The 14,635-nt window shown below is 66.8% G+C and carries 12 protein-coding genes; 7 read left to right on the plus strand and 5 right to left on the minus strand.

Translation table 11 applies throughout. The annotated features are described in order from the left end of the window. Positions 1 to 10: 10 nt before the first annotated feature. Positions 11 to 646: a hypothetical protein gene (locus tag KK141_RS09925; RefSeq protein WP_214570553.1), complete on the plus strand. Its 636-nt coding sequence runs from the start codon at positions 11 to 13 to the stop codon at positions 644 to 646. Between the two features lie 54 nt (positions 647 to 700). On the opposite strand, the gene KK141_RS09930 is transcribed toward KK141_RS09925, so the two are convergent. After that, positions 701 to 2,092, minus strand: a complete 1,392-nt coding sequence (locus KK141_RS09930; RefSeq protein ID WP_214570552.1) for a hypothetical protein — start codon at positions 2,090 to 2,092, stop codon at positions 701 to 703. A 69-nt stretch (positions 2,093 to 2,161) separates the two neighbouring features. Beyond that, positions 2,162 to 2,479, minus strand: a complete 318-nt coding sequence (gene bamE / locus KK141_RS09935) for an outer membrane protein assembly factor BamE (RefSeq protein ID WP_168648680.1) — start codon at positions 2,477 to 2,479, stop codon at positions 2,162 to 2,164. A 348-nt stretch (positions 2,480 to 2,827) separates the two neighbouring features. Here bamE and KK141_RS09940 point away from each other — a divergent pair, with 348 nt between their 5' ends. From KK141_RS09940 to KK141_RS09960, 5 genes are all read left to right on the plus strand, one after another. Next, on the plus strand, positions 2,828 to 4,228 hold the full coding sequence (locus tag KK141_RS09940) for a TolC family protein (protein WP_214570551.1): 1,401 nt from the start codon (positions 2,828 to 2,830) through the stop codon (positions 4,226 to 4,228). Beyond that, positions 4,225 to 6,072: an HlyD family efflux transporter periplasmic adaptor subunit gene (locus KK141_RS09945; protein ID WP_214570550.1), complete on the plus strand. Its 1,848-nt coding sequence runs from the start codon at positions 4,225 to 4,227 to the stop codon at positions 6,070 to 6,072. Before KK141_RS09940 ends, KK141_RS09945 begins: the two co-directional genes overlap by 4 nt. Before the next feature lie 3 nt (positions 6,073 to 6,075). Next, the gene (locus KK141_RS09950) at positions 6,076 to 8,220 is read left to right on the plus strand and encodes a hypothetical protein (RefSeq protein WP_214570549.1); all 2,145 of its coding nucleotides are present in this window, start codon (positions 6,076 to 6,078) and stop codon (positions 8,218 to 8,220) included. Next, positions 8,213 to 10,201, plus strand: coding sequence for a DEAD/DEAH box helicase (locus KK141_RS09955; protein WP_214570548.1), 1,989 nt, complete (start codon positions 8,213 to 8,215; stop codon positions 10,199 to 10,201). The genes KK141_RS09950 and KK141_RS09955 overlap by 8 nt, the downstream gene beginning before the upstream one ends. Before the next feature lie 132 nt (positions 10,202 to 10,333). Further along, the gene (locus KK141_RS09960) at positions 10,334 to 11,503 is read left to right on the plus strand and encodes a Fic/DOC family N-terminal domain-containing protein (RefSeq protein WP_214570547.1); all 1,170 of its coding nucleotides are present in this window, start codon (positions 10,334 to 10,336) and stop codon (positions 11,501 to 11,503) included. A gap of 37 nt (positions 11,504 to 11,540) precedes the next feature. On the opposite strand, the gene KK141_RS09965 is transcribed toward KK141_RS09960, so the two are convergent. Further along, the gene (locus KK141_RS09965) at positions 11,541 to 11,924 is read right to left on the minus strand and encodes a hypothetical protein (protein ID WP_214570546.1); all 384 of its coding nucleotides are present in this window, start codon (positions 11,922 to 11,924) and stop codon (positions 11,541 to 11,543) included. Positions 11,925 to 11,979: 55 nt separating this feature from the next. After that, on the minus strand, positions 11,980 to 12,147 hold the full coding sequence (locus KK141_RS09970) for a hypothetical protein (RefSeq protein WP_214570545.1): 168 nt from the start codon (positions 12,145 to 12,147) through the stop codon (positions 11,980 to 11,982). Here KK141_RS09970 and KK141_RS09975 point away from each other — a divergent pair. Continuing rightward, on the plus strand, positions 12,146 to 12,505 hold the full coding sequence (locus KK141_RS09975; RefSeq protein ID WP_214570544.1) for a DoxX family protein: 360 nt from the start codon (positions 12,146 to 12,148) through the stop codon (positions 12,503 to 12,505). The genes KK141_RS09970 and KK141_RS09975 overlap by 2 nt on opposite strands. A 91-nt stretch (positions 12,506 to 12,596) precedes the next feature. On the opposite strand, the gene KK141_RS09980 is transcribed toward KK141_RS09975, so the two are convergent. Then, the gene (locus KK141_RS09980) at positions 12,597 to 14,345 is read right to left on the minus strand and encodes a M4 family metallopeptidase (protein ID WP_250901672.1); all 1,749 of its coding nucleotides are present in this window, start codon (positions 14,343 to 14,345) and stop codon (positions 12,597 to 12,599) included. Positions 14,346 to 14,635: the final 290 nt, after the last annotated feature.

Raw genomic sequence — 14,635 nt, forward strand, 5'->3', positions numbered from 1 at the left:
TTCGAACATCATGAAGCCCGCTCGCCCCGCATCACTGCTCGCCACGGCGCTCGCCTGCCTGGCCGTGGGCTCCGCGCCCGGCCTGCGCGCGCAGGCGGCACCGGACGAACCCGCCCAGGGCAGCCTCTGCCCGGCCGGCCAGGCCACGCTGTTCGCCTGCACCTCCGGCCAGAAGCAGATCGCCGTCTGCGGCAAGCCCGGCGACGACACCTACGACGAGCTGCGCTACCGCTACGGCACCGAGCGCAACCTGGAAGCGGATTTCCCCAACGAACGCGAACCGGTGCCGCCGCGGCTGTTCGCCAGCGGCAATCAGGCCAGCAACGGCGCGGGTGGCACACTGACCTATCTGCGCCTCAGCGACGGCCGCTCGACTTTCACCGTGTTCTCGGAAACCAGCTCGCCCGCGGAAGGCGCGGCCGGCTACGAAAGCAGCGGCGTGCTGGTCGACAACCACGGCCATACGGAAACCCACCTGTGCGACGGGCAGACGCCCGCCCAGGTGCAGGGCTTGTCGGACAAGAAGCTGATCGGCAAGGCGGTGCCGCGTGACCCGCGGGTACCGGAGGGCTTTCCCACCTACCAGGCCTCGCCGCCAGCGGCGGAACCGGCAGCATCCGAGCTGCCGGCGCAACCTTCGTCCTGAGCAGACACGGCATGGGGCGATGCCGGGGCTTCGCCGCGCGAACCGCTTTCCGCTTCAGCTGAGCGCGCTGCCGGCATCCCGCCGCTGCCCGGCACCACCGGCAGCCATCAACAGCAGAAACACCAGGTTGACGCCGGCCAAGCCCCAGAACCAGGGCGAGTCATCGGCCAGCGGCCTGGCAGGCACGCCGGGACGCGGACCGGGATCGGACGCGCTGCTGGCGAAGTAATAGCTCCACGGCATCGATACCGCCGCCTTGGCCATGAAACCGAGCGTGCCGCTGAGCGGTGCGCCGCGAGTGGCGCCGGTGGGGCGGTCCACCGCGTTCACGCCGATCGCCAGGACGAACAGCAGTGCATAGAGCTTGGCGAGGGTCGGCCAGAAGCGGCCGGTGCCGCCCTGGCGAAACCGGTAGACGACCAGGCAGGCCATTACCAGCAAGGTCAGCCCCGCATGGATGGCGGCGGGACTCGTCGCCTGCTGTGCCATGCCGCTGGCGCAGTTGCCCAGCGCCTCGCACGGCGCCGTCTGCAGCCGCTGCCGGGCTTCGGTCGCGGCCGCGGCGCGCCATGCGCCCTCCAGGGTGGCTCCGCTCGCAGTGTCGATGGTGAGGTGCAGCTCGCCGATGCGGACCGTGACCGCTTTCGGTGCAGGCGCAGCGGCCTGCCGCAGTGCGAGCAAGCTGTCGTACAAAGCGGTTTTCTGCTCAGGCATCAAGGCCATCCAGTGGCTGCCTCCCGGGCTGGCCACCTGGCCAGTCAGCATGACCTGGCACAGGCCGCTGCGATGGTCTCCTGCGGGTACCTCGCCCGCTTCGCAGCTCAGCGTCAGTCCGGACGGCAACTCGTACTGGACGTGGAGATCGGCCTTCATGGCCAGCCGGTTGCGCATATCCGCGGCGAGGTAGAGCGCCTCGGCCTGCGCGGCTGTCTCCGCGGGGTCCGCTTGCCCGCCTTTGAACAAGCCCCATGCACCGGGTGCGAGGCGATCGATATGTTCCAGCCCCTGCTGGCTCATCTGCAGCTGCGGCGCGCTCGCGCTTTGCGCGTCAACGGCGGCGGGAAACCCCACCGCCACGCCATCTGCCGTGATGCGCGCGACGGCGGCGCGCAGCGCGGCTTCGACACGCGCCCCAGCCACCACGTCGCGCAGCGTTGCCGCTGCCTCGCCCGGCGGCGGCATGGCCGCACCCAACAGGCGCAGGCGTTGATAGTCGTCGAGCCGGTCCGCGGCAGCCTTGAAGCCCAGCAACTCAAACTGCTGCTGCAGCACGGCGGATTCAAAGGCATCCAGCGGCGGTGCGCGATCGAGCGCCTGCCGCAGCATCGGTATGGCATCCATCGAGGGCGCAGCCGCTGGCGCATCGGCGCAGGCAGGCGCGATCCACGCCAGTACCGGCACGATCATGATGGTCGCTGCCACCAGGCCGCGAATCGACTTAGCCATCCAGCGCTCCTTGTATGCGCAGCTATTCCGCAGAACCGGCACGGCGAACAATCATCCGCACGCCGGCTCTCACGACTCCGGCGGCACGATCACCACGTTGTGCAGCCCTTCGCGCCGCGCCAGCCCCGGCCCGAACTGCACCACGTGCCCTTCCTTCATCACCACGGTGTAGTCGGTGTGCGTCACCGACATGCGCGAGCGATGGCGCGCCAGATAGGTGTAGACCTCGAAATCGCCCATCGTGCTCAAGGCATCCGGACGGCCCAGGGTGGCGACCACCTGGTCGCGGCTGTTGCCCGGATCGAGCGTGGTGATTTTCTGGCCGGTGGTGTGGCAGCCGGCCAACAAGGCGGCCGCCAGTACGGCCGCTCCCATGATGCGCTTCATGACTCCCCCTGAGACTGGCGCTGGATGCGCCGCGCGCTGGTGAACGAGGCGGGATGGTAGCGCAACTTCGTGTGCGCCAAGCGGGCGTCGGCCAGCGCAAAACCTTGCGGAAAACCTGAACGCGCCAGCCCTTGGCACACCCCCGGCCCGATGCCAGAATGCCTGTGCTTCAGGGGGAAATCGTCGGAACTAACGCCAGAGCGCACCGTGCGGTTTCCGGTGTGCGTCCAGTCGTTGCGGTCCACGACGGACCGGCCTCTCCCTCCGGGCACTACGAAGGGATTTGAGGTGCGACGCGAAAGTCTTTACGCGAGGGAGCTGGTTCCGGTACGTCCCGGAGGATCGCCGATGCGCCGCCGCGCCCTGCCGCTGGCGCTGCTGTGCGCCAGCCTGCTGGTGGCGATGCCGGCGCTCGCCGCCGACACCGTCACCTCGCTGGGCGAACTGTTTTCCATCGCCCACGACAGCGAACCCGGCTACCGCGCGGCCAAGGCCAGCCTCGATGCTTCGCAGGCGCGCACGCGCCAGGCCTTCGGCGCGATGCTGCCGCAGATTTCCGCCACCGCCAGCAGCAACGGCAACCGCCGCCGCTACGACACGATGGACCGCGTCACCCACACCTTGCACGACCGCTACCACGGCGACACCGGCCAGCTCAGCCTGACCCAGCCGCTGTGGCGTCCGGCCAACACCGCCAGCCTGCATCAGGCCGAACAAGTGGAACGGCAGAGCGAATACCAGCTCAAGGACACCGAGCAGCAGCTGTACCAAAAACTCGCCTCCGCCTGGTTCGACCTGATGGAAGCGCGCGACGCGGTGGAGTTCACCGCCGCGCAGCGCGACGCCTTGCGCGCGCAATGGGATATCGCACGCCGTGCCGTGGAACTGGGCGCACAAGGCGAACCGCAGGCCGAGGACGCGCACGCCAAGTACGAGGAAGCCGCGGCCGATGCGGAGTCGGCGCAGGCCGACCACGCCACCAAGCTGGCAGCGCTCGAGCAGTGGGTAGGCCCGGCGGAAGACCTGCAGCAGCCGTATCTGGACGACCAGCTCGAACTGCCCGACCTGATCGGCAACGACATCGACAGCTGGCTGGGCCAGATCGACACCAGCAGCCCCGCCCTGCGCGCCGCCGCGCGCGCGGTCGCCGCGGCGGAGGACGAAGTGAGCAAGCAGCGCGCCGGCCACCAGCCGACCCTGGACATGGTGGCGAGCTACGGCAACACCGACCAGAACGTCGGCAACTTTCCCGGCCAGGCCGGCTACCGCATCCGCACCTTTACCGTGGGCCTGCAGCTCAACGTGCCGATCTATTCCGGCGGCACGCAGTCGGCCAAGGTCGCCGAAGCGCTGGCCCTGCGCGACAAGGCGCGCGACGACATGGAAGCCGCGCGGCGGCAGGCTGTCCTCAACGTGAAAACTTCCTTTCTCGCCTGGCGGGCGGGCCTGGCCAAGGCGCATGCCGCGCGCATCGCCATTGCCTCCGCGCAACGCGCGCTGGCGGTGGCCGAGCGCGGCACCGACCGCGGCTTGAAGACCGAAGCGGACACCCTCGCCGCGAAGCAGCAGATCGCCGCCTCCCAGCGCGACATGCGCAAGGGCCGCTACCAGCAGCTCACTTCGTACATCAAGCTGCGGGCCACCCTGGGCGACCTGAGCATCGCCGATATCGACGAGCTGGATCAGTGCTTCGTGCCCGCGCGCATGAATGCCACCGCTTCGCTCAAGCCGGAGCGCGCGCCGCGATGAACGCCCTGCCCGCCACGCCCGATCCTTCCGCACCCACGCCCTTGCCGCTGGACGGCTGGACGCGCTTCATCACCGCGCGCACCTCGGCCGAATTCTGCGACGCCTGGCTGGCGGTGCTGCGCGACAAGTTCGCGGCGATCGCGCAGGCGGCGATCCTGGTCGAATCCGCGGACGGACAGAACTTCGTGCCGATCGCGGTGTTTCCGCAGGCCAACGGCGATATGGCGCGCATGGGCGAAGCGGTGCAGCGCACGCTGGCCGAGCGCCGCGTGGTGGTGCAGCCCTGCGCGGAGCCCGCCGGCCTGTGGCACGTGGCGGCGCCGCTGTCGGTGCACGACCGCGTGGCCGGCGCGGTCGTGCTGGAGCTGAGCGCCCACGACGAAAGCCTGCCGCTGCTGCTGCGCGAGCTGCATTGGGGCAGCGCCTGGCTCAGCAATCTGTTCGCGCGGCGCGAGCACGATGCCGCGCTCGCTTCGAGCGTGCGCTCGCTGGGCGTGCTCGAAGCCATTGCGATTGCGCTGCGCCACGAACGCTTCCAGCAGGCGCTGTTCGACCTCAGCAACGAATTGCGCCGGCGTTTCGGCGGCACGCGCGTGGCGATCGGCTTGATGCGCCATGGCGAAGTCAGGCTCACGGCCTTGTCGGAAGCGGCGACGTTCGAGAAATCCTCGCCGCTGGTGCACGCCTATACCGCCGCGATGAACGAGTGCTGCGACCTGGCCCAGCCGGTGGAAGCGGCGGCGCCCGAACACGATGCGCCGGACAGCTTCCGCGCGCATACCGCCCTGCTGCAGCGTACCGGCGCCGGCCGCCTGCTCTCGCTGCCGATCGCGCAGCAGGCCAGGTGCGTGGCGGTGGTGACGATCGAGCGCGAAGCGCCGACGCCGTTCGGCGACGACGAGCGCAAATGGATGGACACCTTCGGCGCGCTGCTGGCGCCGGTGATCGCGCAGCGCGTGGATGCGGAGCGCGGTTCGTGGCAGCGCTTGCGCGATGAAGGCCGCCGCTTCCTGGCCGCCTTGCTCGGCCCGCGCTATCTGCTGTGGAAGGCCGGCGCGCTGGCGGCAGCGCTGCTGCTGGCCCTGCTGGTGTTTCTGCCGGTGCCGTACCGCGTCTCCGCCAAGACCGTCACCGAAGGCGAGATCCAGCGCGTCGCCGCGGCGCCGTTCGAAGGTTTTCTTGCGGCCAGCTTCGTGCGCGCCGGCGACACCGTCGCCAAGGGCCAGCCGCTGGCCCAGCTCGACGACCACGATCTGCGCGTGGAACGCAGCAAGTGGGCCAGCGAGCGCGATCAGTACGACAACAAGCTGCGCGAGGCGATGGCCGGGCACGACCTCACCGCCATGCAGGTGGTCGGCGCACAGCTGCGCGAGGCGCAGGCGCAGCTGGACCTGCTGGACGACAAGCTGTCGCGGGTGAAGGTGCTGGCGCCGTACGACGGCGTGGTGGTCACCGGCGACCTGAGCCAGCAGATCGGCACGCCGGTGGAAGCCGGCAAGAAGCTGTTCGAGATCGCGCCGCTGCACAGCTACCGCATCATTCTTCAAGTGGACGAGCGCGATATCGCCCAGGTGCGCGAAGGCCAGGACGGCCAGCTGGTGATCACCGGCTTGGCCGGCGAGCCGATGGCGTTCACCGTGGCCAAGATCATGCCGGTGGCCACCGCGCAGGACGGCCGCAACTTCTACCGCGTCGAGGCGCGCCTGAAACAGGATTCGCCGCTGCTGCTGCCGGGCATGGAAGGCGTCGGCAAGATCGGCGCCGGCCGGCGCAAGCTGGGCTGGGTGCTGCTGCACGGCCTGTTCGACTGGCTGCGGCTGAACCTGTGGAGCTGGGACCTCTAGCCCATGGCGCGCAGTCCGTTCAGCCCTTCCTGGCATAGCGTGGCGCAGCTGCGGCCGCGGCTGATGCCGTATGCCACGGTGCAGCGCGTGGTGTTCCGCGGCAAGCCCTGGTACGTGGTGCAGGACCAGACCGGTGGGCGCGTCTATCGCCTGTCCACCGCGGCGTATGCGTTTATCGCCGGCATGGATGGGCGGCAGACGGTGCAGGCTTTATGGGAGCGAGCCAACACCTCCGAATCGCGCGATGCCTGCACGCAACCGGAAGTGGTGGATCTGCTGGTGCAGCTGCACGGCGCGGATCTGCTGCAGACCGACGTGGCGCCGGATTCCGCCGAAGCGCTGGACCGCCACAAGCGCAAGCGCACCGAGACCATCCGCCAGTGGCTGCTCAATCCGATGAGCGTGAAGCTGCCGCTGCTCAATCCCGACCGCTTCCTTACCCGTTTGTCACCCTATCTCTCGTGGTGCTTCGGCCCGGTCGGCGCGCTGCTGTGGCTGGCCGTGATGCTGCCGGCCATGGTGCTGGCGGCGCAGCATTGGGGCGAGCTGACGCACAACCTGTCCGACCGCGTGCTGTCGTCGAGCAACCTGCTGGTGATGCTGGCGGTGTATCCGGTGGTGAAGCTGCTGCACGAGCTGGGGCACGGCTTTGCAGTGAAGCGCTGGGGCGGCGCGGTGCGCGAGCTGGGCGTGATGTTCCTGATCTTCGCGCCGGTGCCGTATGTGGAGGCGTCGTCTTCCGCGGCCTTTCCGTCGAAATATCGGCGCGCACTGGTCGCAGCCGCCGGCATGCTGGTGGAGCTGTTTCTCGCCGCGCTCGCGCTCTACGTGTGGCTGGCCGCCGAACCTGGCGTGCTGCGCGCGGTGGCGTTCAACGTGATGGTAATCGGCGGCGTGTCCACCTTGCTGGTCAACGGCAACCCGCTGCTGCGCTACGACGGCTATTACATCCTGGCCGACCTGATCGAGATGCCCAACCTGGCCCAGCGCGGCACCGCCTGGTGGACCTGGCTGCTGGACCGCTACGCCTTCGGTTCCACCGACGCGGTGAAGCCGGACGAGACGCCGGCCGAGCAGCGCTGGCTGTTCTTCTATGCGCCGCTGGCGTGGTTCTACCGCACCACGGTGACGCTGTCGGTGATCTTCCTGGTGGCGGGCAAGTACTTCATCGTCGGCGCGCTGATGGCGTGCTGGAGTGCATACGGCTTGCTGGTGGGGCCGATCCGCAAGGGGTTGAAGCATCTGCGCACCGCCGGCGCGCTGCATCGCGTGCGCGCCAGCGCCTATCGCCGTACCGCTGTGGCGGTCGGCGTCCTGCTCGCCGTGCTGCTGTTCGTGCCGGTGCCGCTGCATACGCGCGCCGAGGGCGTGGTGTGGCTGCCGGACCGCTCCATGCTGCACGCACAGGAGAACGGCTTCTTCCATGCCTGGATGGCGGCGCCGGAGCAGGCCGTGCGGCGCGACCAGTCCGTCTACCTGATGGACAACCCGCAGCTGCAGGCGGAACTGGCGGTCGACCAGGCCAAGCTGGACGAAGCGCAGGCGCGCTACGACGCGGACGCCTTCATCGACCCCGTGAAAGCCCAGGTCAGCGGGCGCCAACTGGCCGAAGCACGCGAAGTGCTCGAACGCGCCGAACTGCGCGCCGCACGCCTGATCGGCCATGCCGGTGGCGACGGCCGCCTGATCGCCGCCACGCCGCAGGACATGCCGGGCCACTACTACAAGAAGGGTGAGTTGCTGGGCTACGTGCTGGCGCCGCGCGACCTGATGGTGCGGGTGGTGGTGCAACAGGACGATATCGATCTGGTGCACCAGCGCCTGCACGGCGTGCAGTTGCGCCTGGCCGATTCGCTGGGCGAGGAACGCGCCTCCAGCGTGGTGCGCAGCTTCCCCGGCGCGGTGGACGAATTGCCCACCGCGGCGCTGGGGCTCAACGGCGGCGGTGCCATTCCCACCAACCCGAACGACAACAACGGGGTGAAGACGCTGCAGCGCGTGTTTATCGTCGACGTCGCCCTGCCCGCCGGCATCGCGCCGCCGTTCGGCGAGCGCGTGCACGTGCGTTTCGATCACGGCAGCGAATCGCTGGCCCGCCAAGGCTTGCGGCGCCTGCGGCAGGTGTTCCTGGGGCATTTCGGTGTCTGACGTGCGCGCCCTGCTGGCGGATCGCGATCTGCGGCTGGGCGATGGGCCTTATCTGGAACGGCTGGATGCGAAGCGCTCGCGCTGGGAGGACCGCTTGCGGGCGATGCTCGACAGCCTGCCGCGCTTCGACCGGCGGCGCGTGCGTGGCTTCCTGGCCGCGACGGCGGCACGTGAGGAAGCCGCACGTGCGGCGAGCGACGAGCAGGTGCGCGAACGCCTGCGCGCCGTCGCTCACCGCATGCATCTGGAAGGTTTTACCGATGCGATCCTGCCGGATGCGTTCGCGCTGATCCGCGAAGCCTCGCGCCGCACCCTGGGAATGCGCCATCACGACGTGCAGCTGCTCGCCGGCCGTGCGCTGCTGCAAGGGCGGCTGGCGGAGATGTCCACCGGCGAAGGCAAGACCCTGGCCGCCACGCTCGCCGCCTGTGCCGCGGCCGCGACGGGTGCCGCGGTGCACGTGGTGACGGTGAACGACTATCTCGCCGAGCGCGATGCGGAACACAACCGCGCGCTGTTCGATTTCCTCGGCATGAGCGCCGGCGTGGTGCTGCAGGACATGTCGGTGGCGGACCGGCGCAAGGCCTATGCCTGCGATATCGCCTACGTGTCGAACAAGGAGTTGACGTTCGATTATCTGAAGGACTGCATTGCGCTGGGAGAGATCTCGGCAACCCAGCAGCGCCTGCGCGAGCTGGCCGGCGGCGCGCGCGGGGAGCCGCCGATCCTGCGCGGCCTGCATTTCGCCATCATCGACGAGGCAGACAGCGTGCTGATCGACGAGGCCAGCACACCGTTGATTATTTCCGAGACGCTGCCGGACGATCTCGATCCGGCGGTGTATACGCAGTCGGTGGAGCTGGCGCGGACGCTGCTCGCGGGCACGGATTACATCAAGGGCCCGCGCCGCGATATCTGGCTGACCGAAACCGGCCGGCAACGCGTGCGCGAACTGACAGCCTCGTTCGGCGGCCTGTGGCGCTCGCCGCTGTGGCGCGACGAGTTCGTGCAGAAGGCCTTATCGGCCGTGCATTGCTTCACCCGCGACCAGGACTACATCCTGGCCGAGGACAAGGTGCAGATCGTCGACGAATCCACCGGCCGCGTGATGCCGGACCGCACCTGGGAACGCGGCCTGCACCAGATGATCGAGTGCAAGGAAGGCTGCGAGATCACCGGGCAGCGGCGGACGCTGGCGCAGATCACCTATCAGCGGTTCTTCGGGCGCTATCTGTTGCTGAGCGGCATGACCGGCACCGCGCAGGAAGTAGCCCTGGAAGTGAAGCAGACCTACGGCCTGCCGGTCACGCGGATTCCCACGCACAAGCCGAGCCGGCGCCGGCGGCTGGCGGACCGCATTTGCGCGGACAGCGCACAGCGGTGGCGCGAAGTGGCGCGGCGGGCGATCGAGCTGGCCGCGGATGGGCGCGCCGTGCTGGTGGGCACGCGATCGGTCGAAGCCTCCGAAATACTCGGGCGCCTGTTCGAGGAAGAAGGCGTCGAACACATCGTGCTCAACGCGCGGCAGGACAAGGGCGAGGCGGAGATCGTCGGCGACGCCGGCCAGCCCGGCCGCATCACCGTCGCCACCAACATGGCCGGCCGCGGCACCGACATCAAGCTCACCAAAGACGTGGAAGCCGGCGGCGGCCTGCACGTCATCCTCACCGAATTCCACGAATCGGCCCGGGTGGACCGGCAGCTGTTCGGACGCAGCGCGCGCCAGGGCGATCCTGGCACGACCGAGGCGATCATCAGCGTGGATGACGATCTGTTCAAACGCTTCGCACCGGCAGCGGGACGCCGGCTGATGGGGCTGCTGATCCGCGATATGCAGCACAGCGAGCGGTGGTTCCGGCGGTGGGTGACCTACGTGCAGGACCGGGCGGAACGGCATTACCGGAAGCAGCGGGTGGAGACGACGCGGAGGGATGCGGAGTGGGTGCGCGCCCTAGGATTTGTAGGAAAAACAATGAAATAGGGGGATACCCCTAGCCCTACCCCCACTTGCGCGAACTTCAATTAATCGTACTTTTATTAAAGATTTTGATCAAAAACTTTAATAAGGTGCCGACTTATTGAAGGTTAGCCTTCGAAGAGCCGGAGCCTCTCAGTGCGCAAAGCAGACCTCAGCCAAGATCGGCAGCGGCATTTAGTGAAATGCGCCAAACCGCATGAGCACTGTTATGCCCTCATCCCGCCCGAGACGCCTCGCGCATTGCCGCAAAGCCCCGCCATGCAAACTCAGCTGCAGCGGGCGCACGAAGCCCTCGGCACGCTTCGCGCTGAAGCGGCGAAGCTTCCAAACGCCGGGCTGATCACTCGCACTCTGGTCAGGCGCGAGGCCGTCCAAAGCTCCCAGATCGAAGGGACCAAGACCAATCTTCCCGAGCTTTTGGAATACGAAGCCACGCAGGGTCAAGATGGCGCGACCCCCGATGTGACGGAAGTGGAGCGATACGTCCATGCGCTGGCAGAGGGACAGCGGGCTCTGCACGAAAAGCAGGCACGCTCCGCCATCGGTATCGACCTGATCAAGCGCATGCATCGCATCTTGCTGGATGGCGCGCCCGCTCGACTAAGGCCCGGTGAATATCGCGATGCACAAGTCTGGATCGGCGGCGGCCGGATCGAAGACGCCACTTTCGTTCCACCACCACCCCATGCGGTCGCGGGCTGCATGGAAGAACTCGAAAACTCCATGCTTCGCTACCAGCCACGCGAGGACGAAGTCGCCATCATCTCGATCGTGGCGCAACTGGCCATCGCGCATGCCCAGTTCGAAACCATCCACCCGTTTTTTGATGGCAACGGCCGCATCGGCCGCCTGATCATGCCGTTGATGCTGGCAGCGGAGGGATATCCGCCCTTGTACCTTTCGGGCTATCTGCTTCGTTACCGCCGCGCCTACTACGACGCCCTGACCAATGCGCAATTGCGGGGAGATTGGAATGCCTGGGTTGTCTTTCTTTGCGAGGCGGTCATCCGCTCCACCGAAACCGCCATCGCGATCGCCAAAGATCTCAACCACATTCATGATGAGTGGATGGAAGCATTGTCCGAGTTGAAGGCACATTCGGCGGCGCGCCAATTTCCCCGGCTATTGCTGGGCCGCCCTGTCGTGTCCGTCACTCAAGCAGCCGAAGTCCTGGGCATCTCGTTTGTCTCCGCCAACAATGCGATGAAGGTGTTGGTTGAGAAAGGCATCCTGGCGGAACCCAAAGGCAGGAGGAACCGCGTATTTCATGCAACGCGGATTCTCGATCGACTTGGACAGGACTGACGCCACCATCAGTCTCAATCACTGCCAGCTGCCGGCGCTACATATCTATCCGGTAAACACCATCGGCACCGCTGACGCTTTCATATAACCCGCGCTGGTTTGCCGCCACGAAGAAAAGATACCTCCCACCCGCCACGCAGCAGTCCAAAGAGAGTTCGGCGATCCCGTTGGTCCAGATAATCTGGACATCGTCACCCGGCGCGCCCTTCAGCACCTTGTCGATCCGCACCAAGGCCGCGCGTTCATTGCCGGCCAGGCGCAGATCTCGATAATTGGCTTCCTTGACGGTGCCGAAGAATACCAGCGTCGATCGCGCGGCCTTTTCGTTCAAGGGCATCGTGGGACGGTTGAAGGCGTACAGCGAGCCGGCGCCGATCGATGCCACACCCAGGGCTGCGATGACGAACTTGGCGATGCGCATGACGTGCCCTTGAATGCGAGCGGTTGGCCGCTGTGAATTTTCCCGATGCCGCCTATCAAGAAAAGGCGAACTTCTGCTGACGGCCGATGATACGGCAGCCGATCGCCAGCAGGTTTCCACTTTCGATGGCTGGCGTGTGGAACCGTCGGTCCGGATCGCGCCATTGCATTGCACCTGCCCTGCCCCATAATCGCGGCGCATCGGCAAACCACGGCACACCCATGAATAAATTCACCCGGATTGCGCGCAATGCATTGGCCTGGCTGCTCGCCATAGGCTTCGCTCTAGGCGCATGGGGCAATGTGTTCATTTCTCCCAAGGCCACCGCCAGCTATGAACGCTGGGGTTATCCCTCCTGGTTCCATTACCTCACGGCCGCTTGCGAGCTGACGGCAACGATCCTGCTGCTTGTTCCTGCCACGCGGCTTATCGGCGCGGCGATCGGCGTGGTCGTGATGGGTACCGCGGTCGTCACCATCGTCGCTGCCGGGGAAGCCCCACATGCGATTCCCGCTGCCGTAGTGCTGGCCGTCTCGATCGCCGTATTCGTGCTGGCCTATAAGGCAAGACGCCGGGCATGAAAAAAGCCGGTGGACGCATCGCGCCCACCGGCTTCGCACTCACTTCCCTGCATGATTTACCGCCGCCGCAGCGGTGGTTTCAGCATGCCGGTCAGGGAGTCCAGGTCGCCTTCAGCGTCACGCCCGAGAAGGACGTATAGCCGCGGATCATCACGTAGTACGTGCCGGTCGACGGCGTGCTGAAGCTGCAGCTCTCGTTGTTGCCGGTCAGGTACGGACGGCAGTTGTAGCTGGACGTGGTCGGCGCGGAGCCGAACTTCACGTACAGGTCGCCGTCGCCGCTGCCGCCCGAGATCGCGATCTTCAGGTTGCGCGCACCCGCCGGGATCGCCACGGTGTAGGCGAGCTGCGTACCGGTGGAGCCCGACAGGCCGGTGACCGGCACGCCGTTCTGCAACGCGGTACCGCCACCGCCGCCGCCCGAGCAGCTCACGCCCACGGCGGTGAACGCCGCGGTCACGTCGGCCTTGGTGTAGCCCTTGTCCACCGCGGCCTTCTCCACGCCGCAGGCGCCGTCCTTGTAGTCCGACGTCGCGGTCCAGTACACCGCATTGGCGCCTTCGAACACCTCGAACGCCTTGCGGGTGTTCCAGCCGCTGGTCTTGGCCAGCACGCAGAACGCCTTGTTGTACACGCCGCTGGAGTAGTGCACGTCCAGGCCGTCGTAGTAGTCGGCCGCGTTGTCGATCGACGAGCCGTCCTGGGTCGGGTTGCACATATAGCGCAGCGCGCCGCTGCTGGACTTGAAGATCTCGGCGCCGACCAGGAAGTCGTTGTTGCCGTTGCGGTCGAAATACTCGGCCGCTTCGCCGGCCATGTCCGAGAAGGCCTCGTTCATGCCGCCGGACTGGCCGCTGTACTCCAGGTTGGAGTGCTGTTCGGTGAAGCCGTGGCTGATTTCATGGCCGGTCACGTCCAGCGACACCAGCGGATAGAACGTGGTGGCGCCGTCGCCGAAGGTCATCGAGCTGCCGTCCCAGAAGGCATTCTCGTAGCTGCTGCCGTAGTGCACCTTCATGATCAGCACCTGGTTGAGCGGCGGTGCGCCGAACCAGCTCTGGTAGAGGTCATGCACCACGCCGCCGAAGTGGTGGGCGTCGTTGATCGGTGCATAGGCGCCGTTGACATCCGGCTCGTCGCTGTTGGAGCAGGTGAAGCTCCACAGCGTGCCGGTGCCGCTGGTGGAGTGGTTCATGTTGTAGGTCTTCACGTTCGCGTTCTGGAACGTGCAGGTGGTGCCAGACTGCGTGACGTTGAGATACGGATACTGCGTACCGTTGTACTGGTACATGCCGGTCTTGGCGTTGCCGCCCGGGCCGGTGGCATTGGCATTGGTCAGGCCTTCCCACTGCTTGATGACCTGCCCGGTGTTGGCATCGACGATGGCCGTCGGGCGCGAGGCCTTCGGGCTGTCGACCACGTACGAGGTCAGGTACACCAGCCGCGCGCGGCCGCTGGCATCCGGATACACGTAAAGGTCCGCGCGCTCGTTGCGCGGCGCCGTCGCGGTGGTCGGCAGGAAGCCCTTGGTGGCGCGCAGTGCGGACAGAGCCTGCGCCGTGCCCAGGCGCGGCGTGACCGAGCCCAGATCCACCTGCACATTCTGCAGCACGGCGCCGTCGGCGGTCAGCGAGTTGCCGGCCGCGTCCTGCTCGACCGCGATGCTGCGGCCGTAAACCGGCACGCCCTTGTAGTACTGCTGCATGCGCACCTTCTGCGTGCCTTGTACGGTCTTGACCGCACTGCGTGCGACGAAGGTGTTGTCGGCGCTCAGGCCCAGCTTCGCAGCGAGCTGATTGCCCGGCGTGACGCCCAGGCTTTGCGCCTGGAGATGCTTCATATCAGCTGCATGCACACTGGTGACGCCGATCAGCCCCATCACGGCGAGCCACAGACATGCACGCTTTTGCCCCATCTTTGCACTATTCATTTGCGGTGTTCTCCAAAGGGTTATGAGAAACCACCGGGCAGCGCGAAACACTCCCCAAAACAGGAACGTTTGCTTGCAATTACGATTGTGAGAAGCAAGCCGTCCCCATTCCTGCCTGTCGGAAAACAGGCAAGAACCTACGCCGCACCGGCGATGCGCTTCTGTGCAAACGAGTTACTAGGAATAGCCGCCGAGCCCCT

The sequence above is a fragment of the Dyella sp. LX-66 genome (assembly GCF_018599165.1).
Lineage (GTDB): Bacteria > Pseudomonadota > Gammaproteobacteria > Xanthomonadales > Rhodanobacteraceae > Dyella_D > Dyella_D marensis.